Source organism: Sphingopyxis sp. CR5 (genome assembly GCF_059693785.1).
On record NZ_JCATIE010000001.1, the window covers coordinates 274,825 to 300,388 of the forward strand.

23 protein-coding genes are annotated in these 25,564 nt (G+C 68.2%); 10 read left to right on the forward strand and 13 right to left on the reverse strand.

Translation table 11 applies throughout. From position 1 onward, the window contains the following. Positions 1-24: 24 nt before the first annotated feature. The 6 genes from phbB to AC58D2_RS01235 all read right to left on the reverse strand — a co-directional run bounded on the left by phbB (position 25) and on the right by AC58D2_RS01235 (position 7,352). Positions 25-747 (reverse strand): acetoacetyl-CoA reductase, encoded by a 723-nt coding sequence (gene phbB, locus AC58D2_RS01210; RefSeq protein WP_497386535.1) that lies wholly within the window; start codon positions 745-747, stop codon positions 25-27. 96 nt (positions 748-843) lie between these two features. Next, entirely contained in the window at positions 844-2,427 is a 1,584-nt protein-coding gene (locus AC58D2_RS01215; RefSeq protein WP_497386537.1) for a DUF1963 domain-containing protein, read from the reverse strand. Positions 2,428-2,522: 95 nt separating this feature from the next. Further along, on the reverse strand, positions 2,523-3,518 hold the full coding sequence (gene hemH / locus AC58D2_RS01220; protein ID WP_497386539.1) for a ferrochelatase: 996 nt from the start codon (positions 3,516-3,518) through the stop codon (positions 2,523-2,525). Further along, positions 3,515-5,803, reverse strand: coding sequence for a xanthine dehydrogenase family protein molybdopterin-binding subunit (locus tag AC58D2_RS01225; RefSeq protein ID WP_497386541.1), 2,289 nt, complete (start codon positions 5,801-5,803; stop codon positions 3,515-3,517). Before AC58D2_RS01225 ends, hemH begins: the two co-directional genes overlap by 4 nt. Positions 5,804-5,951: 148 nt before the next feature. After that, entirely contained in the window at positions 5,952-6,374 is a 423-nt protein-coding gene (locus AC58D2_RS01230) for a CoA-binding protein (protein WP_497386543.1), read from the reverse strand. Then, the gene (locus tag AC58D2_RS01235) at positions 6,375-7,352 is read right to left on the reverse strand and encodes an Mrp/NBP35 family ATP-binding protein (protein WP_497386545.1); all 978 of its coding nucleotides are present in this window, start codon (positions 7,350-7,352) and stop codon (positions 6,375-6,377) included. Between the two features lie 90 nt (positions 7,353-7,442). Here AC58D2_RS01235 and hflK point away from each other — a divergent pair, with 90 nt between their 5' ends. From hflK to AC58D2_RS01260, 5 genes are all read left to right on the forward strand, one after another. Then, complete coding sequence (gene hflK / locus AC58D2_RS01240) at positions 7,443-8,588, forward strand: FtsH protease activity modulator HflK (protein ID WP_497386547.1); 1,146 nt, start codon at positions 7,443-7,445, stop codon at positions 8,586-8,588. After that, complete coding sequence (gene hflC / locus AC58D2_RS01245; RefSeq protein WP_497386549.1) at positions 8,588-9,439, forward strand: protease modulator HflC; 852 nt, start codon at positions 8,588-8,590, stop codon at positions 9,437-9,439. Before hflK ends, hflC begins: the two co-directional genes overlap by 1 nt. 127 nt (positions 9,440-9,566) lie before the next feature. Further along, on the forward strand, positions 9,567-11,063 hold the full coding sequence (locus AC58D2_RS01250; protein ID WP_497386551.1) for a trypsin-like peptidase domain-containing protein: 1,497 nt from the start codon (positions 9,567-9,569) through the stop codon (positions 11,061-11,063). Between the two features lie 767 nt (positions 11,064-11,830). Next, on the forward strand, positions 11,831-13,426 hold the full coding sequence (locus AC58D2_RS01255; protein ID WP_497386553.1) for a helicase HerA-like domain-containing protein: 1,596 nt from the start codon (positions 11,831-11,833) through the stop codon (positions 13,424-13,426). Positions 13,427-13,436: 10 nt separating this feature from the next. After that, on the forward strand, positions 13,437-13,886 hold the full coding sequence (locus AC58D2_RS01260) for a hypothetical protein (RefSeq protein WP_497386555.1): 450 nt from the start codon (positions 13,437-13,439) through the stop codon (positions 13,884-13,886). 149 nt (positions 13,887-14,035) lie between these two features. On the opposite strand, the gene AC58D2_RS01265 is transcribed toward AC58D2_RS01260, so the two are convergent. Beyond that, positions 14,036-16,726 (reverse strand): M1 family metallopeptidase, encoded by a 2,691-nt coding sequence (locus tag AC58D2_RS01265; protein WP_497386557.1) that lies wholly within the window; start codon positions 16,724-16,726, stop codon positions 14,036-14,038. 136 nt (positions 16,727-16,862) lie between these two features. On the opposite strand from AC58D2_RS01265, the gene AC58D2_RS01270 reads away from it, so the two are divergent. Together AC58D2_RS01270 and AC58D2_RS01275 are read left to right on the forward strand one after the other, a co-directional pair. After that, on the forward strand, positions 16,863-18,149 hold the full coding sequence (locus AC58D2_RS01270; protein ID WP_497386559.1) for a cytochrome P450: 1,287 nt from the start codon (positions 16,863-16,865) through the stop codon (positions 18,147-18,149). Between the two features lie 86 nt (positions 18,150-18,235). Continuing rightward, entirely contained in the window at positions 18,236-18,472 is a 237-nt protein-coding gene (locus AC58D2_RS01275) for a hypothetical protein (protein ID WP_497386561.1), read from the forward strand. A gap of 47 nt (positions 18,473-18,519) precedes the next feature. On the opposite strand, the gene AC58D2_RS01280 is transcribed toward AC58D2_RS01275, so the two are convergent. Then, entirely contained in the window at positions 18,520-18,933 is a 414-nt protein-coding gene (locus AC58D2_RS01280) for an acyl-CoA thioesterase (RefSeq protein ID WP_497386563.1), read from the reverse strand. 88 nt (positions 18,934-19,021) lie between these two features. Beyond that, positions 19,022-19,492: a preQ(1) synthase gene (queF, locus tag AC58D2_RS01285; protein ID WP_497386565.1), complete on the reverse strand. Its 471-nt coding sequence runs from the start codon at positions 19,490-19,492 to the stop codon at positions 19,022-19,024. Positions 19,493-19,602: 110 nt separating this feature from the next. Between queF and AC58D2_RS01290 the strand changes: the two genes are divergently transcribed. Then, entirely contained in the window at positions 19,603-20,964 is a 1,362-nt protein-coding gene (locus AC58D2_RS01290) for a hypothetical protein (protein WP_497386567.1), read from the forward strand. Positions 20,965-21,145: 181 nt separating this feature from the next. Then, positions 21,146-21,988, forward strand: a complete 843-nt coding sequence (gene sseA, locus AC58D2_RS01295; RefSeq protein WP_497386569.1) for a 3-mercaptopyruvate sulfurtransferase — start codon at positions 21,146-21,148, stop codon at positions 21,986-21,988. Here sseA and AC58D2_RS01300 read toward each other — a convergent pair. The 3 genes from AC58D2_RS01300 to rplU form a co-directional block, all read right to left on the reverse strand. Beyond that, a complete protein-coding gene (locus AC58D2_RS01300) occupies positions 21,985-22,596 on the reverse strand; it encodes a GNAT family N-acetyltransferase (RefSeq protein WP_497386571.1) in 612 nt (203 codons plus the stop codon). The two genes, sseA and AC58D2_RS01300, sit on opposite strands and share 4 nt — an antisense overlap. Positions 22,597-22,836: 240 nt before the next feature. Further along, positions 22,837-23,106, reverse strand: coding sequence for a 50S ribosomal protein L27 (gene rpmA / locus AC58D2_RS01305; RefSeq protein ID WP_089216949.1), 270 nt, complete (start codon positions 23,104-23,106; stop codon positions 22,837-22,839). Between the two features lie 46 nt (positions 23,107-23,152). After that, on the reverse strand, positions 23,153-23,644 hold the full coding sequence (gene rplU / locus AC58D2_RS01310; protein WP_497386573.1) for a 50S ribosomal protein L21: 492 nt from the start codon (positions 23,642-23,644) through the stop codon (positions 23,153-23,155). 225 nt (positions 23,645-23,869) lie between these two features. Between rplU and AC58D2_RS01315 the strand changes: the two genes are divergently transcribed. Then, complete coding sequence (locus AC58D2_RS01315; protein WP_497386575.1) at positions 23,870-24,391, forward strand: hypothetical protein; 522 nt, start codon at positions 23,870-23,872, stop codon at positions 24,389-24,391. Between the two features lie 124 nt (positions 24,392-24,515). Here the strand turns inward: AC58D2_RS01315 and pspF are convergent, their stop codons facing one another. Beyond that, positions 24,516-25,541 (reverse strand): phage shock protein operon transcriptional activator, encoded by a 1,026-nt coding sequence (pspF, locus tag AC58D2_RS01320; protein ID WP_497386577.1) that lies wholly within the window; start codon positions 25,539-25,541, stop codon positions 24,516-24,518. Positions 25,542-25,564 lie beyond the last annotated feature (23 nt).

Consider the following 25,564-nt stretch of genomic DNA (forward strand, 5'->3'; position numbering starts at 1 on the left):
GGCAAGGCCGTCCGCTCGCACGTATCAATACATATGCTGCCCGCCGTTGATCGACATCGTCGATCCGGTCACGAAGCCGGCCTCGTCGCTGCACAGGAAGGCGACGCCGCGCGCGATTTCGCTTGCCTGGCCCAGACGGCCGACGGGGATTTTCGCGACGATCTTTTCGAGCACCGGGGCCGGTACGGCGGCCACCATGTCGGTGTCGATATAACCCGGCGCGATCGCATTCACCGTCACGCCCTTTTTGGCGCCTTCCTGCGCCAGCGCCTTGGTAAAGCCGTGGATGCCCGACTTGGCGGCGGCGTAGTTGACCTGGCCATATTGGCCCGCCTGGCCGTTGATCGACCCGATGTTGACGATCCGGCCCCAGCCGCGCTCGACCATCCCGCCGAAGGTCGCCTTGGCCATGTTGAAGCAGCCGCCCAGGTTGATCCGCATGACGTCGTTCCAGTCCTCGAAGCTCATCCGGGCGAGGGTGCCGTCGCGGGTGATGCCGGCGTTGTTGACGACGATATCGATCGGCCCGACCTCTTCGGCGACGCGCGCGCAGCCGTCGAGGCACGCCTGATGATCGCCGACGTCCCATTTATAGGCCTGGATTCCGGTGCGTTCGGTAAAGGCGCGTGCCTTTTCGTCGTTGCCGGCATAGTTGGCGACGACGGTCACACCCTGATCCCGGAGCGCGAGGCTGATCGCCTCCCCGATGCCGCGGCTGCCGCCGGTGACGATTGCGATGCGTGCCATGAAAACTCTCCCACAAGGCTGGTTGCCCCACACCTAGGGTCATGGGCGGTGCGTCGCAAGTTGACCGTTACGTCAATCGCAAAGCTATTCAGGGGGCTAGGTCCGGCGGGTCGCCACGCTGGAAAAGTCGCCGACCGCGAGGTCCGCCTTGCGGATCGTCAGGACCATGAAGTCGCCTTCGCCGACCAGGCGGCTCATCAGGCCGCTGGTGGGCAATTCGATCAGCACCGCCTCCAGCTCGGGATCGAAGCCGGAGAGGGAGAGCGACGGCGCGCCGCCGATCGTCGCGACCTCGCGTGCGGCCATATCCTGCCACAGCGGCTCCAGCCATGCGCGCGCCGGACCCGACAGCCGGTCGGGACGGGCGGCGAAGGCATGCTTGGCATGGTCGAACAGCAAGGCGCGATATTCGTGCACCCACAGCGGCGCGCGCGGGTCGTGGCGTGTCATCGGGAGGGTCAGTGTCTCGATCCGGTCCTCGCCGGTTTCGGGATCGGCGACGCACGCGACATGGGCCCAGCCCAGCGCGTGGAGTGCCGCCATCACCGCGGTCGCATCGCTGGCGGTGAAGTCGTGCCCCTCGGCCGCGCTTTCGCGGATGATTGCGATGATCTCGGCCGCGCCCGCGGCAGCATCGCGATTCGCCTCTGCGGCATCGGCCAGCGCCGCGACATGTTCGTCATTGGCATCGCCCGGGGCCGTTGCGGCGGCCTGGAGCCGCATCAGCCGGCGTTCGAGAACCGCGGCGAGCATCCGCATACTGTCCCAGTCGAACGGGTGAAACGCAGGGTCGGCGATGTCGTATTCGGTATCGTCGCCGGTCGGATCGCCAGAGGCGACGGGCGGGTCGTCGCCGGGCTCGGCCGCGACGATATCGACCGGCCATTCGGGAAAGGCCCGCACCGCCAGCGTCGCCAGATCGCCAAAGCGCAGGCCGCCGTGCGGCCCGAACAGCGCATTCCCCGCGTCGTGCGGTATCGGGCGCGGCGGCCCCTCTTCGGCGAGGTGCAGCACCCGTCCCGCGCCGGTTTCGGGATGCGCGAAAACGGCGAGCGAGCCGGTGCGGGGCCCGAGCCCCTCCCACAAGAGCGGCGGCAGGTCGGCGCAGGCGATCTGGGCAAGAAAATCGCCCTGGGTGCCGTCGATACGCGGCCAGTCCATATCGGCGGGCAGACGCGGTCGGCCGCCGAGGCGGCTGCGCGTCAGGATCGCGTCGCGCGGCGGGATTTGCGGGACGAGCCGGACCTGCACGCCGTCGGCCCGATGGGCGCCGTCGTCGAGCCCCGAACGATCTTCGACCGCGCGGGCCTCGGCGTCGAGCGCGGCTTCGAGCGTCGATTGCGGGGCGACGGGCCCCGCGGGCAGCGGCCCGTCGGCGGCGGCGGATTCATCGGATTCGGCGGGTTCGGGCGTTTCCGCGGGTTCGGAGTCCGCGACGGGCGAGGTTTCGCCGCGAATGCGGGCAAGGCGCGCCGGGGCAATCTCGACCTCGGGCTCGACCGCGTGCGTTCTGCGGGGCAGCGCCGGCAGGCGGCGCTCGCGGGGCAGCTTCGGCGGTCGGGGCACCGGCGGCACGGTTTCGACCGGGGCACGCCGCATCCGCCAGACGACGAACACGGCGAGCAGGAACAGCGCCGTGACGCCTGCCAGCGTGAGCGCGGCCGACTGCAACTGGTTCATCGGGCGACCTCCAGACCGGGCACCGAGTCGAATTCGGTGCCATCCCGGCGCCATTGTGGAAGCGAGAAGTTAAGAAGCCGGTAAGCGAAGGAGGGTCAGATCCAGCCGGCGAGCTCGCGCCGGACGAGCGTGGTCAGCATCGCCATCCCCGGCGCGCTGTCGTTGAGGCACGGGAGATAGGCGAAGTCGCGGCCGCCCGCGCCCGTGAACTGGTCCCTGCCGCGAATGGCCAGCTCTTCGAGCGTTTCCAGGCAATCGGCCGAAAATCCGGGGGCGAAGATCGCGACGCTCTTGCCTTCGGCGCCCAGCCCTTCGAGCACCACGTCGGTCGCGGGTTCGAGCCATTTGGCGCGGCCGAAGCGCGACTGGAAGGCGACCTCGACCGGGCGGCCCAGCGCATCGGACAAGAGCCGCGCGCTCTTGCGGCACTGGCAATGATAGGGATCGCCGAGGTGCAGCGTACGCTCGGGCATGCCGTGAAAGCTCGCAAGCAGGACGTCGGGCGCGAAATCGAGCGCCGCGAGCCCCTGTTCGACCGACGTTCGCAGCGCCGCGACATAGGCGGGATCGTCGGCATAGGGCGGCAGCACGCGCAGACTGGGCTGCCAGCGCAACGTCCTGAGGTGGGCGCCGACCGCGTCGACGACGGTCGCGGTCGTCGCGGCGCAATATTGCGGATAGAGCGGGGCGACCAGGATGCGGCGGCACCCGTCGGCGACGAGCGCGTCGATCGCGGGCCCGATCGCGGGATTGCCGTAGCGCATCGCGAAGGCGACGCGCACCTCGTCGCCGAGCCCGGCTTGCAGCGCGTCGGCCTGCGCGCGCGTAACCGCGGCGAGCGGCGAGCCCCGATCGGTCCACACCTGTTCATAGGCGTGCGCGGACTTTTTCGGGCGCGTGGTCAGGATGACACCGCGCAGGATCGGTTGCCAGAGCAGCGGCGGGATCTCGACGACGCGGCGATCGGACAGGAATTCGGCGAGGTAGCGACGAACCGGTCCGGGTTCGGGCGCGTCGGGGGTGCCGAGGTTGACGAGCAGGACGCCGACGCGCGACGCGGGAACCGGGGGATGGTCGGGGGGAGGAATCATAGCGGATGCGCCGACAGCGGCAGACGCCGGATGCGGCGTCCGGTTGCGGCGAACATCGCATTGGCGATCGCGGGGGCGACGACGGGGACGCCGATTTCGCCGAGCCCGCCGGGATCGCGATCGCTTTCGACGAATTCGACGACGATCGCGGGGCTTTGCGAGAGTTTGGGCAGGCCGAGCTGGTGGAGTTTGCGCGCGGTCGCGACGCCGCCTTCATAGTTTGTGGTCGCCCCGACCGCGGCGGCGAGTCCGAAGATCAGGCCGCCTTCGACCTGTTGCCGCGCGATCGCCGGATTGACCAGCCGTCCGGCGTCGACGACCGCGACGAGCTGTTCGACCTGTAGCCCCCCGTCGCCTTGGCGGGCGGTCGCCATCAGCGCGATATGGCTGCCGCGCATCGAGTGGCAGGCCAGGCCCTGCGCGCTGCCGGCGAGGCCGCCCTCCCACCCGCCGAGCGTCGTCGCGGTGAGCAGGCAGCGCGCGAGCAGCGGTGCGTCGCCCAGCATCGCCATGCGATAGGACAGGGGGTCCGATCCCGCGCTCGCCGCAAGCTCGTCGACGAAACATTCGGTGAAAAAGGCGGTATAGCTGTCCGCATTGCCGCGCCAGCGCGCGGTCGGCAGTCCGATGTCGGCGGGGCAATGGTCGACGGCATAATGCGGGATGGCGTAGGGCGCCGCCGCGCCTTCGACCGCCGCGGCATCGGGGCGACCCACCGCATCGCGCTGCGCGACGTCGGCCGGCGTATCGTCGAACAGCCGCGCCCGAACTTCGTGATTGGTCGCGGGAACCGCGATGCGGCTGACGAGCGCGTCGATCCCCCCGGCGCTGTTCAGCGTCGCGACCATCCTGGCCCGCGCCGGCGCGCGCGGCGCCACACGCATGATTTCTTCGGCGCGCGACCAGGCCAGATGGACGGGGCGCTTGATCTGGCGCGCGATGATCGCCGCCTGCACCGCAACCCTATGATCGAGGCATGCGTCGAACGAGCCGCCCGCCATCATCGGAAACAGCGTCACCGCATTTTCGGCCAGTCCCGTCGCGCGGGCGATCGCGGCCCGGCATTGCGCGGGCGCCTGTGTCGCGACCCAGACGCGCAGCCGCTCGCCGTCGACGGCCGCGGTCGCGGTGCGGGTCTCGATCGACGCGTGCAGGGCCGGCGCGACGAGATATTCGGCGTCGATCCGGCGACGGTCCGCCATCGCTTCGTCGACATCGCCCTTTTTGGCGATCCGCCATCCATCGGCGACCAGCGCCCGGACCAGCGCGGCGTCGATCCGGTCGCTCGAAACCGGCGTTCCCGTGGTTTCGAACACCGGCGCGAAGCGGTCGAGCGCACGGTTCGCCGCCCACCAGTTGCGCGCGACCGCGGCGACCCAGCGATCGTGCTCGACCACATAGAGCATGTCGGGCGAAGCGAGCCCGGCCTTCCGGTCGATGCTCTTGAGCCGGGTCGCGCCGACCGGCCCCTGGCGAATCGCGGCATAGACCATGTCGGGCAGGCGGATGTCGCCCGCGAAGTTCGCCGACCCGTCGACCTTGGCGGGCAGGTCGAGGCGGGTCAGTTCCTTGCCGTAGAGCGGGTCGGTGCTCGTCGCGCGATAGACCGGCTGGGCCGGCGGTTCGAGCGTCGCGGCGCCCGCCGCGAGTTCGCCGAAGCGCAATTTCCTGTCCTGATGGATGACGAAGCCGTCCTGCGTATCGCAATCCTGCCAGTCGGCGTCCCAGCGCCGCGCCGCCTCCATCATCAACAGCGCGCGCGCCTGGGCCGCGGCATCGCGGCACGGCCCTTCGAACATGCGCACCGACGAGCTGTTCGCGGTCAGCATTACCGCATGGCGCACCGCCCATTCGCGGCGCGCCCAGCCGCGCACGTCGGCGACGAAATCGGGGACGCCGCTGCGCGGCATGAAGGCGCCGCTATCCTCGTCGACGACCAGCGTATTCGCATAGAGCGGGCTGATCGGCGCGGTTTCGACCGCGATCGTGCGCCAATCTGCGCCGAGTTCGTCGGCGATGATCTGGGGCAGGAGCGTCGTGACCCCCTGGCCCATTTCGCACTGCGGGACGATCGTGCTGACATGCCCGTCCTCGCCGATTTTCAGGAAGGCGTTGAAGATATGTTCGTTTTCGGACGCGGTCAGATTGGGGCGATAGTCGCGCGGCCAGACGCTCCATGCGATCGCCAGGCCGCCGGCCGCGGTCGCGCCGACCAGCAGCGATCGGCGCGTGACGCGCGGCGCCCGCCGCGCCCTTGTCCCCACCGTGTCGCGAATGCCCGCCATCGCGCTCGCTGATAGTCGGGGCGCGGGGGCGAGGCAAAGGCTTTTGGTGTGAGTTCCTCCCTGTCGCAAAGCGATGGGGAGGGGGACCGCCGCGAAGCGGTGGTGGAGGGGCGAGGACGAAACGAGCGCTGCGCGCTCGGCCCCTCCGTCAGCGCAGCAGGCCCAGCCGCGGAATCTCGACCTTGGGGCAGCGGTCCATGACGACGGCCAGTCCGGCATCGCCGGCGCGCTGCGCGGCGGCCTCGTTGACGACGCCGATCTGCATCCACACCGCCTTGGCACCGTGGACGATCGCGTCGTCGACGGCGGCCCCCGCATCGTCGCTGTTGCGGAAAATGTCGACGATCTCCGCCGCGGGTTCGACATCGGCGAGCGTCGCGACGACCGGGGCGCCGTGGATGGTCTTGCCGGCGTGGCCGGGGTTCACCGCGATCACGTCATGGCCCTGCGACACCAGAAAGGCGAGGACGCCGTTCGACGGGCGCGCCGGGTTCGGCGACGCGCCGACCACCGCGATGCGGCGCGGCTCGCCGAGCAGCCTGCGGATTTCATCCTCGTCGTTGATCGCCATTCATTCTGCCTTCCGTGCCTCGATCCAGTCGGCGACCTTCGCCGCCACGGCGTGGAACGGCTCGCCCGCGGGATCGGTTCCGGCGGCCGGCGGGACCCCGCCGTCGCTCGCGAGGCGAATCCCCATCGCGAGCGGCACCCGGCCCAGGAAGTCTATCCCCATTTCGCCCGCCGCCGCTTCGGCGCCGCCGCGCCCGAACGGGTCGCTGATCTCGCCGCAATGCGGACAGGCATAGCCCGCCATATTCTCGACAAGGCCGATCACCGGCACCTCGGCCTGTTCGAACAGGCTGATCGCGCGTGCGGCGTCGATCAACGCCAGGTCCTGCGGCGTCGACACGATGACCGCGCCCGCGGGCTTGTGGCGCTGGATCATCGTCAGCTGGACGTCGCCGGTGCCGGGGGGCAGGTCGACGACGAGCGTATCGACATCGCCCCAGCGCGCATCGACGAGCTGTTCGAGCGCCTTGCCTGCCATCGGGCCGCGCCACGCGATCGCCTGGCCGGGCGCGGCGATCTGGCCGGTCGAGAGCATCGGCACGCCATAGGCGTTGGGCACGGGGACCAGCTTGGATCCCTGCGCCTCCGGCTTGACGCCTTCGCTGTCCATCAGCTTGGGGAGCGAGGGGCCATAGATGTCGGCATCGACCAGCCCGACCTTCACCCCGCGCCGCCGGAGCGCGACCGCGAGGTTCGCGGCGAGCGTCGATTTGCCGACGCCGCCCTTGCCGCTGCCCACCGCGATGATCGTCAGCGCCTTTTTCTCGGCGGTCATCGCGACGCGGACCGAGGTCACGCCGTCCTGGCCAAGCAACGCCTCGCGCAGCCGGGTTTCCAGCGGCGCGCGGTTGGCCTCGGCGAGGCCGGTGACGTCGAGCACGATCGCGAGCGTGCCGGCATCGTCCAGAAAACGCAGGCCTGAGGTGCGGCCGCCGCTCAGATCGGCGGCGATAGCGGCGAGGGGAGCGGTATCGGTCATGCGGGGCAGATAGGCGCGCCGCGGACGATTGCCAGCGATTTTCGCGCGACCCCCCTGTTAATCGCGCCCGCCGCCCCTATAAATGCACCCATGAAGAGCAATGATAATGGCACGGTGGGGCGCCGCATTCCGAACGGGCTGCGGCAATTTTTCGGTTCGATCGCCGTGATGGCGAACAGCCCCTGGGGGAATGGTCCCAAGGACGGCGGCGACGATGGCAAGCGTGGCCCGCGCAATCCGTGGGTCACGCCCGATCCCGCCGACGGCGGGCGCGGCCGTCCGCGCGGCCCCTCGGCGCTCGACGAATTGCTGCGCAAGGGGCGCGGCAGCTTCGGCGGCGGTGGTTCGGGCGGCGGCGGAGGCGGCATGAACCTGCCCGAATCGGCCAAGCTGTGGAAATGGGGGGTGATCCTCCTCGTCCTGATCTGGGCGCTGTTTTCGATGGTCCACGTCATCCCGCCCGAAAAGGAAGGCGTCGTTACCCGGCTCGGCAGCTATGTCCGCACCGTCGGCCCCGGCGTCAAATGGACATGGCCCGCGCCGATCGAACAGATGCGGACCGAAGACGTCCGCGCGATCCGCACGATGCAGGTCGGGTCGCCGACCGCGACCGACGAGAATTTCGTGCTGACGCGCGACCAGAGCATCGTCGACCTGGCGTATGAAGTGCGCTGGTCGGTGCGCGACCCCGAACTGTTCATCTTTCAGCTGGCCGACCCCGAAGGGACGATCCGCGAGGTCGCCGAAAGCGCGATGCGCGCGACGGTCGCCAATTTCGACCTGGTCCAGGCGATCGGTCCCGGCCGCGTCGATATCGAGGCCGACGTCCAGCGTCGCATGCAGGTTCTGCTCGACCAGTATCGATCGGGCGTGACGATCCAGGGGATCGCGATCCGCCAGGCCGACCCGCCGAAGCAGGTCGACGAGGCGTTCAAGGAAGTGACCGCCGCGCGGCAGGACGCCGACGCGGCGATCAACCGCGCGCGCGCCTATGAGCGCCAGCTTCTCGAACGGGCGCGCGGCGACACCGCGCAGTTCGACCAGATCTATGAACAATATAAGCTTGCGCCCGAAGTCACGCGGCGGCGGCTCTATTACGAAACGATGGAGAGTGTGTTGTCGAACGTCGACAAGACGATCGTCGAAGCGCGCGGGGTGACCCCCTATCTGCCGTTGCCGGAGGTGCGCAAGCGCGCCGTCGCGGCCCCGGACGATGTCGCGAAGGGAGGCCAGTGATGTTCGAAGCACTGACCCGCCACCCGATGCGCCTGCTCGTCGCGGTCATCGCGCTGCTCGTCATCCTGTCGCAGACGCTGGCGATCGTCCCCGAGGACAAGCAGGCGCTCGTCCTGCGCTTCGGCGAGATCGAGCGCACCAAGAATGTCTATCGCAAGGGCGAGCAATTCGGCCGCTCGGGCGCCGGGCTGCTCGTGCGCGTGCCGTTCGTCGACGGCGTCCAGTTCATCGACAAGCGCGTCCTGGGCGTGAACATGGAGCGCCAGCAGGTGCTCTCGACCGACCAGCAACGGTTGCAGGTGGACGCCTTTGCGCGTTTCCGCATCACCAATCCGGTGCGGATGTACACCGCGATCCGGACCGAGACCCGTCTCGAACAGCAGCTCGCAACGATCCTGGGTTCGTCGCTGCGCAACGAGCTTGGCAAGCGGACCTTCGCGACGCTGCTCTCGCCCGAGCGCGGCGCGGTGATGGACAATATCCAGGTGTCGCTCAACCGCGAGGCGCAGAAATATGGCGCCGAGGTCATCGACGTGCGGATCAAGCGCGCCGACCTGCCCGAGGGTGCGACCCTGCTCGCGGCCTATAACCGCATGCGTTCCGCGCGCGAGCAGGAAGCGACCGCGATCCGCGCCGAAGGCGACAAGGATGCACAGATCATCCGCGGCAACGCCGACGGCGAGGCCGCACGCATCTATGCGGCAAGCTATGGCAAGGATCCGAATTTCTATGATTTCTATCGTGCCATGCAGAGTTATCGCCAGACATTCCTGGGTGAAGGGAACCGCGGCGACACATCGGTCATATTGTCGCCGGACAATGAATATCTGAAACGGTTCAGCGGCGATTGACGGCGAAGCGCGGCGAATGAACAGGGGCTGGCCGGTCCGTTCATGTTCAAACGCCGTTAAGCCGCCGGGGGGCAGACAGCCCCCGCCGGGGACGCCGGGACCAAATAGACGAAGAGGAATTGCAATCGTGCGTTATGTATATGGCATCACTTCGGCCCTGCTGGTGGGCGGCACCGCGCTGGCGCTGGTCACCCAGTCGCCCGTCGGCGCACAGGTGGCGCAGAACGAGCGCAGCGAGATCGCCAAGGTCGTCCCGCGATCGGGAGCCCCCGAAAGCTTCGCCGACCTCGTCGACCAGCTCCAGCCCGCGGTGGTCAACATCTCGACCAAGCAGGAAGTGACGCTGGGCGTCCGGCTCAACCCCTTTGCAGGAACGCGGGAACCGATCACGCAGGAACAGCAGGGCGGCGGGTCGGGCTTCCTGATCTCCGACGACGGCTATATCGTCACAAACAACCACGTCATCACCGGCGGCCCGCGCGGCGAACAGGTGAACGAGGTCACGGTGACGCTGACCAATCAGAAGGAATATCGCGCGAAGATCGTCGGCCGCGATGCCACGTCCGACCTCGCGCTGCTCAAGATCGACGCGACCGGCCTGCCGTTCGTGAAGTTCGGCGACAGCAACAAGGCGCGCGTCGGCGACTGGGTGGTGGCAATCGGCAACCCACTCGGGCTCGGATCGACGGTGACCGCGGGGATTATCTCGGCGGTTCAGCGCAACATCGGCAGCGGCCCCTATGACCGCTATATCCAGACCGATACCGCGATCAACCGCGGCAATTCGGGCGGTCCGCTGTTCGACCTCGAAGGCAATGTCGTCGGCATCACCAACATGCTGATCTCGCCCGTCGGAGCGAACATCGGCGTCAACTTCGCAATCCCCGCCGATGCGGCGATCCCGGTGATCAATGCGCTGAAGGCGGGCGAACGTCCGCAGCGCGGCTATCTGGGGATCGGTATCGCGCCGATGACCGAGGATTATGCCGCGGCGCTGGGCCTGCCCAAGGATCGCGGCGAAATCGTCCAGCGCGTCGAGGACGGCGAGGCCGCGGCGAAGGCCGGGCTGAAGCGCGGCGACGTCGTGACCAAGGTCAACGGCAAGGACGTCACGCCCCAGCAGACGCTGTCGTATCTGGTCGCCAATGTGAAGCCGGGCACGCGCATCCCGATCGAGATCATCCGCGACGGCAAGCCGATGACGCTGAACGCCGTCGTCGGAACGCGCCCGCCCGAGGAAGAGCTCGCCGGATCGAGCTTCGACCCCGAAGAAGAGCAGACGATGCCCGACGATCCGAAGGGCAGCGCCGACCAGGCGATCCAGGAACAGCTCGGCATGGCGGTGCAGACGCTGACCCCCGATATCGCCGCCAGCATCGGCGTCGAGCGCACCACCAAGGGCCTCGTCATCGCCGCGGTGGGCAGCAGCAGCGACGCCGGATCGAAGGGGCTGCGCCGCGGCGACGTGATCCTGAGCATCAACCGGACCCCGGTGACCAGCGCCGAGGCTCTCGCCAAGGGCGTTGCCGACGCCAAGAAGTCGGGACGCACCGCCGTGCTGCTCGAAATCCTGCGCCGCGGTCAGCCGCCGGCGTTCATCCCGATCCGCGTCGACGGGAAATAACGGGCTTTCAGGGCCTTGCCAAAGGGCGCCGCGGCCATTGGCCCGGCGCCCTTTTCTTTGCCCGCGCGATCCGGAGGGCGATTAGTTGAACGCCTTTGTGATGGGGTGAAGGCGCGAGGGCCGGTGGCGGCTTTGGGGAGGGAAGCGGGCATTTCCCAGCCTTTGTCATTCCCGCGAAAGCGGGAACCCAGGGAGGGGGCAGGCTATGCAGGCTCTGGATCCCCGCTTTCGCGGGGATGACAATGTTAGAGCCTGATGAGGCGGTTCGTCCGCAATCCGTCGATCTCTGCCATTCCGATGGCTGGGGCGCGCCAATGACGGCAACCTGTCTTCAGTCCTCGCGGGCCGGGTCCACGGCGTCGTTTCAAAGTTCAGTAAAGGTCAGCCTTGTGCGGCCACCGATGGGTCGCGTGCGGCGACCATGCCGCGCCGGCGCCCGCCCGCATCCTTAAACCGGGGTGTGACCGCCTTTATCCACCGAATGAAAGAGCCGGGACGAAGGCTGACGCAGCCGGACAGTGTAGGACAGCGTTTTTTTTGTCGGATGTCCGATTTGGGGTGGGGAGCGGACGTCCCTTATCCGTCATCCCGGCGCAGGCCGGGATCTCAAGCTAGCGGATTTCGGCACCGGCGAGATCCCGGCCTTCGCCGGGATGACGATGAGGTAAAGGTCCACCTCCGGTCGCAAGCCGCCACGTCCTCGATCGCTTGATTTCCTGACCCTCCGTTCTAGACCGGTAGGCGGTGATAACGGCGGAGGACACAGGGTGAGCGACGGCAGCGCAGCGACCGAAATCTATCTCGGGCTTGGCGGGGGCGGGGCGCCCGATGGGCCGCGCCAGTCGCTCGTGCTCAAGCGTGCGAACCGCCACGGGCTGATCGCGGGCGCGACGGGTACCGGCAAGACCGTGACCTTGCAGGGGCTCGCCGAAAGTTTTTCGGCGGTCGGCGTCCCGGTGTTCGTTGCCGATGTGAAGGGCGATTTGTCGGGCCTGGCGATGGCGGGCAGCCCGACCGCGAAAACGCACGAGCCCTTTTCGAAACGCGCGATCGAGATCGGCGATAGCGATTGGGCCTATCGCGACAATCCGGTGATCTTCTGGGACCTGTTCGGCGAACAGGGTCACCCGGTTCGCACGACCATTTCCGAAATGGGGCCGCTACTGCTCGCGCGGCTGATGGGATTGAACGAGACGCAGGAAGGGGTGCTCGCGATCGCTTTCCGGGTCGCCGACGAACAGAAAATGCTGCTCCTCGACCTTGGCGATTTGCAGGCGATGCTGGCGTGGTGCGCCGAGAATGCCGACGAGCTGTCGGCGAAATATGGCAATGTGACCAAGGCGAGCGTCGGTGCGATCCAGCGCCAGCTGTTGACGCTCGAAAGCCAGGGCGGCGATCATTTCTTTGGCGAGCCCGCGCTCGACATCGCCGACATGATCCAGCTCGACGACCAGGGCCGCGGCTATGTGAACATCCTTGCCGCCGACAAGCTGATGGCGAGTCCCAAGCTTTACGCCACCTTCCTCCTCTGGCTGCTCAGCGAGATGTTCGAGACGCTTCCCGAGGTCGGCGACCCCGACAAGCCCAAGCTCGTCTTCTTCTTCGACGAGGCGCACCTGCTGTTCGACGATGCGCCCAAGGCACTGACCGACAAGATCGAACAGGTGGTGCGGCTGATCCGCTCGAAGGGCGTCGGGGTCTATTTCGTGACGCAAAACCCGATCGACGTGCCCGAGGAGGTTGCGGGCCAGCTCGGCAACCGCGTCCAGCACGCGCTGCGCGCCTTCACCCCGCGCGACCAGAAGGCGGTGAAGGCCGCTGCCGACACCTTCCGTCCCAACCCGAAGGTCGATGTCGCGCGCGAGATCACCGAGCTCAAGGTCGGCGAGGCGCTGGTGTCGCTGCTGATGGCCGACGGCGCGCCGTCGCCGGTCGAGCGCACCCTGATCAAGCCGCCCTGCTCGCGCGCCGGGCCGCTCGACGCCAAGGAACGCGCGATCATCCAGTCGATCTCGCCCGTTGCGGGCAAATATGACACCGCGGTCGACCGCGAAAGCGCCGAGGAACTGCTCGCCGCCAAGGCCGAGCAGGCGCAGGCCGCGGCGGTCGCGGCCGAGGCGCAGGAAGAGGCCGACAAGCAGGCTGCTCTCGCCGCGAAGGAAGAGGCGAAGCGCAAGGCCGCCGAAGAGCGCGAGCGTATCCGCCAGGAAAAGGCGGCGGCGCGCGAGGCTGCGAAGCCGAGCATGGCCGAGAAGATGTTCCAGTCGGCCGCGCGCTCGGCGGCAACGAGCATCGGGCGTCAGGTCGCGGGCAAGTTCGGCGGCCAGCTGATGCGCGGGATATTGGGCGGCCTGTTCAAATGAGCCGGTTCGAGTGACCGGAAGCGGCGACGCCGCGCCGATGGAGGCGAGCCTTGCCGCCGTCGCCGAGGCCGGTGTCGACATCCGCCACACGCTGTTCGACCGCTTCCTCGCCGCTTATCCCGCGCGCCGCGCCGCCTTCCTCAACCTCGATGCCGCGTCGCGCCGGATGACCGACGAGACGTTGCAGATGCTCTATGGGCTCGCGCAGGGTGAGGCATGGGTCTGGCCGCTGGTTGCCGAACTCGTCGCGACGCATCGCAACTATGGCGCGCTGCCGATGGCCGAATATGACGCCTTTATCGACCTGGCGATCGACGAACTCGGCCGTGCGGCGGGTGCAAGCTGGACTGCCGCCGCAGCCGCGGCCTGGGCGCGGCAAGGCGAAGCGTTGAAGGCACTGGTGCGCCGCGCCGCCGCCGAATGGCAGAGCGCGATGCCCGAGGGCGCCGCGCGCGCCTGAGCGTCTTTCGTTCCCGGCTGGAGCGCGGTCAGCTGTTTGCGAAACATATGTGCTCCCGCGAAGGCGGGAGCCCATCTCCCGACGGCTCAATCTTGCACCGATCGGAGATGGGTCCCCGCCTCCGCGGGGACACACGAAGCTTTCCTGCTCTACCGACCCGCGAGCCAGGCCTTGGTCTCGGCCTTGATGCGCGGCATGCTCTCTGCATGTTCCTTGAGCACCGCGATCGTGCGCTCATAGGGTTTGCGTACGTCGGCGGGCAGGCTTGCGGCCTTCGTCTCGAGCCGCGCGATCATTGCCGGGTCGTCCGAGGCCATCGCGAGCCCGGCAAGGAAGCGGACGCGGGCCGACGCGTCGATCAGCGTGTCGACCCGGGCCTGGTTCGCCTCGACGAAATCGACCGCCGCGTCGGCATGATGGCGCGCGACGCGGCCGATGATCGCCGCACTGGTCGTCTCGCCCGGTTCGTCGGTCAACGACAGCTCGAGCGCGCGCCGGGCGAGCGCATCGTCCTTTGCCGCGCCGAGCAGCGTGTAGAGCGTGCTGCGTTCGACGGTCGACTTGCTCGCCGCGGCGAGGCGGTGCAGCTTGTCCCAGTCGGCCGCGCTCGCATTGGTCGCGACGATGTCGAGCCACAGCCCCTTCGACGATCCGTCGAGCGCCTTGGGATTGTCGTCGAGCAGCGCAAAGCGGCGCCGCGCCGCGGCGAGGACCGCCGCGTCGCCCATCGTGCCGAGGGTGCGGATCAGATCGGCGCGGAGCACCGCGTCGAGGGCAGGCTCGCCGTCCTTCGCATCGAACCCGAGCCGCGTCAGGGCCGGTCGTAACGCCGCCGCGCCGCGCGCCGCCACAGCTTGCTGACCCGCCGCGTCGCCGTCGAAAACGGCATGAAGCTGGGCATAGCGGTCGGCGGCTTCGGTCAGGACATAGGGATTGGCATCGGCCGGGACCGCTGCGAGCAGGCCGAGCGCCGCGCCCATCGGCTGGTAGCCAGCGACCGAGAGCGAGAAATTGTCGCTGAGCAGGCCGAGTTGGTCGATCGGTGCGATGTCGCCGTAATCGGCGCGCAGCGCGTCGAGTGCTTCGGGGGTATAGAGCGTGCGGAAATAGCCGAGCTGGCCGCCGTTCAGGATCGTCGCGCCGCAGCTGCCGGGTACGCGGATCGTCGCCTTGCCGTCCGCGACGACGACGCGCTGTTCCTTGCCGCCGACGCCCTTGACGAGCATCGGCACCTGCCAGCGGCGGCCTTCGCCATCGATCGTGGCGCGCCGGTCGCGCGAAAATTCGCCCTGGCTGACGCCGATCACCCTGTTGCCGCCCTCGCACGTATAGCTGGTCATGCGGATGAGGGGGATGCCCGGCTGGCCCGTGAAATCATGTGCGATTCCCGTCAGCCCCTTGGCGCCCGCGGCCTCGACCGCGTTCCACAGATCGTCGGTGCGGCTGTTGCCATATTTATGCGCGGCCATGTAGCGGCGCAGCCCGTCGCGCCAGACCTTCTCGCCGGCATAGGCTTCGAGCATCGAAATCACCGCCTCACCCTTTTGATAGGTGATCGCGTCGAAGGCCTGATTGGCGTCCTCCACAGTGCGGATCGTCTGGAGGATCGGGTGGGTCGTTTTGTACGCGTCGAGCCCCATCGCGCGCTCGCGGCCGCCGACGCGCGACAGCAACGGTTGCCATTCGGGATGGAAATGATCGGTGACCTTGGTCGCCATCCAGCTTGCGAAACCTTCGTTGAGCCACAGGTCGTCCCACCACGCCATCGTGACGAGGTCGCCGAACCATTGGTGCGCCGTTTCGTGCGCCTGCACCTCGTAGATTGCCTGCCGGGTCGCTTCGCTGGTGATCGCGGGGTCGTCGAGCAGGATGCGTTCGAAGGTGAAGATCGCACCCCAATTCTCCATCGCGCCGAAGAATTGCGACTGGCCGGGGCCGGCGATGTTGTCGAGCTTGGGGAGCGGATAGGGCTGGCCGAAATATTGGCCGTAATAGGTGAGCAGCGGACCGAGGCTGTCGAGTGCGAAGCGCGCCTGTTCGCCCGATCCCCTGGGAGAGACGATGCCGACCTCTGCGCCGCTCTCGCTCTTCTTCGCGAGCCGCTCGAAATCGCCGAGCCCGAAGAAGAGCAGGTAGGACGACATTTTCGGCGAGGTACCGAAAGTCACGGTCTTCATACCGTTCGCCGCGGGGGTTTCGGTCTCTACCGGCATGTTGCTCACCGCGAGCTGGTCGGCGGGGACCGTCGCGGTCAGGCGAAAGGTCGCCTTGTAGCTCGGCTCGTCGAAGCTCGGCACGAAGCGCCGCGCGTCGGGTGCCTCGAATTGCGTGAACAGGCCCCGGCGTTCTGCGCCCGTCACCTTGTCGGGATAGTCGAGCGCGAACAGGCCGTTCGCCTGGGTCCCGATCTTGCCGTCATAGTCGGCGGTCAGCGTGTAGCGGCCGGGGGCGAGCGAGCTGGGCGCGGTGAAGGTCACGGTCTGCGCATCGGGATCGACCGTCGCAGTCAGCGCGGTACGCCCCGACCCGTCGGCCCTCGCGATGCTTGCGCTCGTGAACGCGAGGTCGAGCGCGTTCATCGTGATGGCGGTCGAATCCGCGAACAGGTCGAGGTCGATCGCAGCACGGCCGGTGAAGGTCAGCGCCTTCGCATCGGGTGTGACGGCGATGTCATAATGCGTCGGACGCGCAAGGCGCGGAAGCTGGCTCGGCACGCTGTCGGGCAGCGGCGCGGCGGCCGGGGCGGCGGCGGCAGCGGCCTCCCGCGCCAACGCCGGCGTCGCCGCGAGGCTCAACGACGAAAGGGTGGCGAGCAGAAGGTGGCGCGTGGAAAATTTCATGATCTTGTCCCCGGAATTTCAGACTCGAGTAATAATGTTACAACGCTAGGCGCACGGTGGGCGCGGGGCAACGCCTCTATTCGACGGACGCATGATCCCGCTCGACAGACGGAACGTCTTGCGGCAATTTGGTTGCATGACAAAACCTTTATTGCCTGGAGAGGTAGCCGCCGCCGTCGTGGATCCCGCCGCCTATGGCGAATGGACGGGTCTTCATCAAAAGCTCGCTTGGGCGCGCGCGAACGCGCCGCTTGCCGTGGTCGAGAATGACGATCACGACCCATTCTGGCTGGTGACGCGTCACGCCGACGTGATGACGATCAGCCGCGATCCGCAACGCTTCGCGAACGGAATCCGCCCGACGGTGCTGACCAATCGAGACGGCGAGGCCCTGGCGCGCGCGGCGACGCCGAACCGCGACGGGCACCTGATCCGCTCGCTGGTCCAGATGGATGCCCCCGACCATATGAAATATCGCCTGCTCACCCAGAGCTGGTTCATGCCCAAGAATCTGAAGATCGTCGAAGACCGCATCCGCCATCATGCGCGCGCCGCGGTCGACCACATGCTGAGCTTTGACGGGGAATGCGATTTCGCGCGCGACGTCGCGGCGCATTACCCGCTGCGCGTCATCATGGACATATTGGGCGTCCCGGCGGAGGACGAGCCGCGAATGCTGATGCTGACGCAGCAATTGTTCGGATCGACCGACCCCGAACTGAACCGCAGCCGGGAGGCGATCAAGAGCGCCGACCAGGCGATCGCGATGCTCAACTATGTCATCGCCGATTTCGAAACCTATTTCCGCGAGCTTACCGCCGATCGCCGCGCCCACCCACGCGAGGATATTGCGACGGTGATCGCCAATGCGACGATCGACGGGGGCCGGATCCCCGACCGCGAACTGGCGGGCTATTACATGATCGTCGCGACCGCGGGGCACGACACGACGAGCGCGTCGACCGCCGGGGCGATGATGGAACTTGCCCGCGATCCCGCGTTGTTCGAACGGTTCCGCGCCGCCGAGGCCGACAAGGCGGGCCTGATCGAGGAAGCGATCCGCTGGACCACGCCGGTGCAGCATTTCATGCGCAGCGCAAAGACCGATGTCGATGTCGGCGGGCAGGTGATTCGCGAAGGCGACTGGCTGATGCTCAACTATGTGTCGGCGAACCGCGACGAGGATATTTTCGCCGCGCCGACCCGCTTCGACCCCGACCGGCCGAAGAACCAGCAGATCGCCTTTGGCTTTGGCGCCCATGTCTGTCTGGGGCAGCATCTCGCGCGGATGGAGATGCGGATCCTGATGGAAGAGCTGCTCCCGCGGCTCAAATCGGTCGAGCTGGCGGGCGAACCGGCCCGCGTCGAATCGGTGTTCGTCGGCGGGCTGAAGCGCCTGCCGATCCGGTTCGAGGCCGCCTAGGGTCAGCACCGTTCCATCGTCCGCCGGACCGGGGAACAAACGACCCGGACGACGCGTTTCCAAAGGATTGGAAACAGGAGATTATGATGGAATTGCTGAAAAAATCCGCGGTCGCGCTGGCGGCCCTGTCGATACCCTTTTCGGCGGTGATGGCCTCGGCCGCTACCCCGAGGGTCGATGGCGCTCGCGCGGTCAGCACCGCCGAAGGCCAGAGCAAGCTGGAAGGCGCGAGCTGGATCGCGGTGGTGCTGGGTCTTGCGATCGTCGCCGGCGGCATCTGGCTGGTCGTCGACGATGACGAGGATCAGCCGGTCAGCCCGTAACCGCCGCACCGGATTCGCGTGTGGCCGGGGACGGCCCGGGCGGTCTGTCAGGATCGCCCGGCGTCGGGAAAGAAGCGCGCGACGACTTCGCTCGCGAGCCGCGCGGGGCGCAAGGTTTCGGCGTCGATGCAGCACCAGCTCGATTTGACCTCGGCCAGCACGTCCTCGCCGCGCTTGATGATCGTTTCGTAAAAGGCCCGCGCGCCTTGTACCTTTTCGAGGATGACGGTCGCGATCACGCGGTCGTCCAGGAAGGCGGGGCGGCGATAGGTGATCTCGTGCTTCAGCGCGACCCACAGATGCTGCGCCACCGCGTCGGGCGGGGCGATATGGCGCCAGTGCGACAGCACGGCGTCCTGTACCCAGCTCAGATAATGGGCGTTGTTGACGTGGCCCATGAAATCGATGGCGTCGGGGCCGACGGTGATGTCATGGTCGTGCGGGCGGGCGGCAGCGGTCATATCGCTGACACTAGTGTCAGTCTTGCATGACGAAAAGATGAAATTTTCCAGGTTTCCGGTGCCCAGATGCCGTGGGGCGCCGATGCCCCTAGCCGCGACCGCGATACGGGGCGACGCCCTGGTCGGGCAGCCACAGCCCCTCGGGCGGCGCGGCCGATTGCCAGAACACGTCGATCGGAATCCCGCCGCGCGGATACCAATAGCCGCCGATGCGCAGCCATTTGGGGCGCATCTCGTCGAAAAGGCGACGGCCGATGCCGACGGTGCAATCCTCGTGAAACCCGGCGTGATTGCGGAAACTGCCGAGAAACAGCTTCAGGCTCTTCGATTCGACGATCGTTTCGCCGGGCGCATAGTCGATGACGAGATGCGCGAAGTCGGGCTGGCCGGTGACGGGGCAGAGCGAGGTGAACTCGGGCGCGGCGAAGCGCACCAGATACAGGTCGCCCTGCCGCGGATTGGGGACATAATCGAGCATCGCCGCCTCGGGCGAGGCAGGAAGTTCGCTCGACTGGCCGAGATGTTTGGGCGCGAACCCCGGATGGCTGGAATCACTCATGGAAACCGTCTAGTGCGACGCGCGGCCGCTGTCATCCGTCGATGGCGGCCGACGACGGCGCGCGGTCGACGCGGCGCCGGGACATCGACGGTCGGACGCGTGGGCAAGGCATGACAAAGAGCAATCACGGTCGGAAGGGCAAGGTCGCGGCGCTGCCGCTGCTGGCGCTCGCGTTCGCGGGGCTGCCGGGCGCGGCGACCGCGCAACAGGACGGGGCGCCCGCGCCAAGCCCGGCCCCCACGCCGAGCCCGTCGCCAGCGCCGTCGCCCGGACCGACGATCGATTTTCGTCTGCCGTCGCAGAACGACGGCCGCACGCCCGGGGTGCAGGGGCCCTCCGACAACGGCCTTCCGCCGCTCGCGCCGGGCGAGCAGCGCGGCATCCCGACCCCGGCGCCGACCCCCGCTCCCCAGCCGACGGCCCCGCGCATCGTCCCGACCCAGCCGGCGCCGGCTCCCGCACCTTCGCCGTCGCCTTCGCCGACGCGCCGCGAAACGCCGATGTCGCCCCCGGCCCCCGCGCCGCGTGCCGCGCCAACCGACGGTGCCGAAAGCGACCGCAGTGCGAGCACGCCCATCGCGGCCGAACCCGATTCGACCGCGGCAGAAGTCCCCCAGGCTTCCGTCGACGCCGCATCGCCGCCCGCCGGGCCCGACGCGCCGCCGGCGGCGTCGCCTGCGCCCGGCGAACCCCCGCTTTGGGCCTGGGCGCTCGCGCTGCTCGCCGCGGCGGGGGCGGGTCTTTGGTACTGGCGCCGCCGTCCCGCGCTTGCCGGCGACGTGGCCGAGGATGCGGTCGAGACGCCGCCGCCTCCGGCGGGTCCCGCCGAGCGTGCCGCGACGCCCCCGCCGCCGGCCGCGACGCCCGCTGCGGAGGCGGGGCAGGGGCAGGGGCCGGCGCCTGTTCCCGGCGCCCCGCGCGCCGCTTCGCCGCTCGTCACGCGGCCGTCGGCCGAACGCCGCGCGCAGGTCGCGATGGCGCTCGAAATCCGCGCGATGCGGATGACCGCCGAGCATCTTGCGGTCGGCTTTTCGCTGCAACTCAGGAACGACGGTCCGCTCGCCGCGACGGGGCTCATGGTCCGGATTGCGCTCGCGCAGGGATCGGCCATGCTCGAATCGGTGGTCGCGCGCTTCTTCGACGGCGCCGGTGGCAGCGTGCTGCGGGACGGAATCGACCTGGCGCCCGGGGCGACGGAGGTGCTGAGCACCGAGGTGACGCTGCCGCGGCGGACGGTCGAACCGCTGAGCATCGGCGGCAAGCCGATGTTGGTCCCCGTGCTGGTGTTCGACGTCACCTATCACTGGGACGGCGATGCCGACGCCTTTGGCCAGACCGCGGCGACCTTCGTACTCGGCCGCGCGCCGGCGGCGGGAACGGGCGACCGGCTTGCGCCGCTGCCGCTCGACCGGCCGGCCTATGCGATCGATCGTCCCGCGGCGCGCGCGACAGCGGCGCGGCGCACGCTCTGACCGGCGCGCCGTCCCTTTTCTGTTGCGGTGCAACATCGACTGGGGCACAGCTTCGCATGCGCTTGTAAAAGCGCAGGTGGGGGCATAGGCTGACTATCCCCGGGAAAGAATAGAGCCACAGCAGGATGGCCGGCGGAGGGATGGGACAAAGCTCCCCCGCGGGTCGTAACAGGAGCATGACATGGACGCCTTGGTCTCAACCGACTGGCTGGAACGCGAACTGGGGGCATCGGACCTGCGGGTCGTCGATGCGACGAAATTCATGGCCGACGCGGGGCGCGACGCGCGCGCCGAATATGAGGCGGGGCATATTCCCGGTGCGGTGTTCATGGACCTCGCCGACCTGACCGATTCGTCGAACGAGGTCGAGAATATGGCCCCGCCGCCCGAAAAATTCGCCAGCCGCATGCAGTCGCTGGGGCTCGGCGACGGCAGCCGGATCGTGATCTATGACGACAGCCCGCTGAAGAGCGCGGCGCGGGCATGGTGGCTGCTCAAGCTGTTCGGCGCGCACGACGTCGCGCTGCTCGACGGCGGCCTCGCCAAGTGGAAGGCGGAGGGGCGCCCGCTCGAAATGGGCAAGCAGACGCTGCGCCATCGCCACTTTACCGTGTGGCGCGACGCGAAGGCGGTGCGGACCAAGGAGCAGATGCTCGAAAATCTGGGCCTCGAGGGCGAACAGGTCGTCGACGCGCGCCCGGCGGCGCGCTTTACCGGCGAAGAGCGCGACGCGCGTCCCGGCGTCGCCCCCGGCCACATCCCGGGCTCGCGCAGCCTGCCGCACGGCGCGCTGTTCAACGCCGACGGCACCTGGAAGCAGGGCGACGAGCTGAAAGCCGCGTTCGACGCCGCGGGGGTCGACCTCGACAAGCCGCTCGTCGCAACCTGTGGCAGCGGCATGACCGCGACGGTCCTCGCCTTTGGCGCGCACCTCCTCGGCAAGGAAGATGTCGCCGTATATGACGGCAGCTGGAGCGAGTGGGGCGCCGATCCCGCGACGCCCAAGGCGACCGGCGCGGCTTAGGCCGCGGCCAGGCGCCAGTCTTCGCGCATCGCATCGGGCCAGCGAAGCCCGGGCATGGCGACGGGACCGTCTTCCCCGTCGCCGTCGTTGCCCGGCGCCGCGATCTCGCGCGCATATTCGATCGTCGGCGCCGCCGCGCTGCGGCCCAGGCTGCCGCGTTCGGGGCGGCGGCCCGTTGGCTTGAACCCCAGCTTGCGCAGCACCGCACCCGACGCCGGATTATCGACGAAATGCGACGCCACCAGGCGGTGGATTCCCAGCGTGCGGGCGAGGTCGATCATGTGACGGCCCGCTTCGGTGGCATAGCCGAGCCCCCAATAGGGGCGCGCGACCCAATAGCCGAGTTCGACTTCGTCGCTTTCGCGGCGATCCATCCCGATGCAGCCGATCAGGCGCGGCGCGCTCGCGGTGCGCTGGATCATCAGGAAGCGGCTGGGACTGCCGTCCGTCCAGCCCGCCAGAAAGGCGCGCGCATGCGCTTCGTCATAGGGCCAAGGCGCGCGCGACAGGTTGCGCACGATCATCTCGTCGCCGATCGCACCCGCGAGCGCGGGGGCGTCCTCCTGCCAGCCGGGCCGCAGCAACAGTCTTTCGGTACGCGCAAACATTTCTTTTTACTCCCATTTGCCTGTCGCCGTGACGCCAGATGGTGACGCTTTGACGACAGGCGATATGCGAGGGAGATGGATGGCCCCGTTTTCGCGCCCGTCCGCCGGGCGACGGAAAGCGGGCATGAAAAAAGGGAGACCGGGGCGACCCGTCTCCCTCTTTTCGAACCTGGTTTCCGCTGGTGGCGGAAAGGGCGGCTCCGGGTCGTCCCTGGTGGACGACCTCGACCGAGTCGTCCCTTATTCGGCGGCGTCCGCCATCGCGTCGACCGACACATATTTGCGGCCGAGCTTGCCGTCGTGGAATCGGACGCGGCCGTCCGCGGTGGCGAACAGCGTGTGATCCTTGCCCATGCCGACGTTGACGCCCGGATACACCTTGGTCCCGCGCTGGCGCACGATAATGTTGCCGCCGATCACGTCCTGACCGCCGAACTTCTTCACGCCAAGGCGGCGGCCGGCTGAATCGCGACCGTTGCGCGAGGAACCGCCTGCTTTCTTATGTGCCATGACCGATACTCCTTAATCTCTGTTGCCGAGCCGCGGACGAGCGCGCTCAGGCGTCCTTCTTGGGGGCCGCTTTCTTGGCGGCGGGCTTCTTCGCGGGCGCGGCCTTCTCGGCCGTTTCCTTCTTCGGAGCAGCGGCCTTCTTGGGCGCGGCTTCCTTCTTGGCGGGTGCCGCCTTCGCTTCGGCAGCCGGAGCAGCTTCGGCCTTCGGAGCGGCTTCCTTCTTCGGCGCCGCCTTCTTGGCATCGCCGATCGCGGTGATGCGCAGCAGCGTCAGCGACTGGCGGTGGCCGTTGCGACGACGATAATTGTGCCGGCGGCGCTTCTTGAACACGATGACCTTTTCGCCGCGGGTCTGCGCGATGATCTCGGCCGACACGGCCAGGCCCTTCGCGTCCTTCACCTCGCCGCCGTCGCCGGCCAGCAGCACATCGCCCAGCGACACCGTGTCGCCAGCTTCGCCGTCGATCTTTTCAACGGCGATCTTGTCTCCAGCGGCGACGCGATATTGTTTGCCGCCCGTGCGCACGATTGCGAACATGGTCTTCCATCCAATCAGAAACTAAAACACCCGCGCTACCAGTCGCCCGCCGAAGCAAGCGATTTTTCCGGCATGCGGGAAAGTCAGCGCCACTAGCGGTGAACGCCGAAGCTGTCAACCGCATTATTCCGGGATTTTTGCGGTTTTGCGGTTGCTCGCGGCGATGTCCGGTGCCGACCGATTCGGTCTTGCTGCGGGCCGCGAGCCTCCATATCAGGGTCGGCGATGACACGCATCCGTTTCCTGTTGCCGCTGCTTGCCCTTCCGGCGCTGCCGCTCGCGGCTTGTGCCTCTACGTCGGCGGGCAAGGCGCCGTCGCTCGCGCCGCGTCCGGTCGAGGGGCGGTTCGACGTCGCGCCGCCCGCCGTGGTGGTCGAGGCGCCGGGGCCGCTGCCCGCCGATCTCGGTGGCCGCCTCGCGCGGTGGGAATCGGACGCGGCACAGGCGCAGCAGGCGTTTGCCGCCGAACGCGACGGGACGGCCGCGCTCGTTTCGGCGGGCGCCGGGGCCGACGTCGGCAGCGAACGCTGGGTGGTCGCGCAGCAGGCGATTTCGCGCCTGCAATCGACACGCGCCCCGCTCACCGTCGCGCTGGCCGATATCGATCGCCTCTATATCGATCGCAGCGTCGAAGAGCAGGTCGACGGCCTGCCCGACATCTATGCGCTGCGCGACCGCCTCGCCTCGATGGACGCGACGCAGCGCGCGGTGGTCGACGCCCTGCAGGCGCAATTGCCGGAAAAATAACGCGTTCACTATAGCGCGTTCACTATAGCCGTCGCCCCCGCGCAGGCGGGGGCCGCAGTCGGTTTACGCGGCGTCGCCGGAAAAAGGTTGCTAGCGGCCCCCGCCTGCGCGGGGGCGACGTTTTCTAGTTTAACCCGTGCTTCTTCAGCGCATGGCGGATCTGGTCATAGCTGAGGCCGAGCGCCTCGGCCGCGACCTTCTGGTTGTAGCGACAGCGCGCCATCGTGTCGGCCAGGATCTGCCGTTCATAGCCGTCGACGGCGGCGCGCAGGTCGCTGACCGGGCCGGTGGGCGCAGCGGCGGGGACGTTCGGTTCGGCGGTCGGAGGCGCGGCGCCGGCTGCGACGGACGCCGGTGCGGTGCGGACCGCGGGCTGCCAGGGGCTGGCGAACGGGTCGAACGTCAGGGCATCGACCGGCCGTTCGGGATCACCCCAGCGATAGATGGCGCGCTCGATCACATTCCGCAGTTCGCGGACATTGCCCGGCCAGTCGTGCCCCTCCATCGCGGCGAGCGCACGCGGCCCGAAACCGGGCCATTCCTCCCAGCCGATCACCGCCGCCATGCGTTGTCCGAAATAGGTCGCGAGCACCTCGATATCGCCCTCGCGCGCGCGCAGGGGGGGCAGAGTAATGACCTCGAACGACAACCGGTCGAGCAGGTCGGCGCGAAACCCGTTCTTCTCCACCAGCGCGGGCAGATGTTCGTTCGTCGCTGCGACGATACGGACGTCGACGCGCGTCGGGCGCGACGCGCCGACGCGCGTCACTTCGCCATATTCGACCGCGCGCAACAGGCGCTCCTGCGCCGCCATCGACATCGTCGCCAGTTCGTCGAGGAACAGCGTCCCGCCGTCGGCTTCCTCGAAGCGCCCGGCGCGACTGCGCGTCGCGCCGGTGAAGGCGCCCGCTTCGTGCCCGAACAGTTCGGCCTCGATCAGCGTTTCCGGCATCGCGGCGCAATTCAGGATGACATAGGGCTTGTCCCAGCGCGCCGACAGGCGGTGGAGGCGCTCGGCGATCAGTTCCTTGCCGGTGCCGCGCTCGCCGATGACCAGCACGGGGCGATCGAGCGCCGCCGCTTGGCTCGCGCGATCGACCGCATCCTGAAAGGCCGCCGACTGGCCGATGAATTGCGTTTCGCGCTCCATTCCCAATCATTGGCAATATTTCC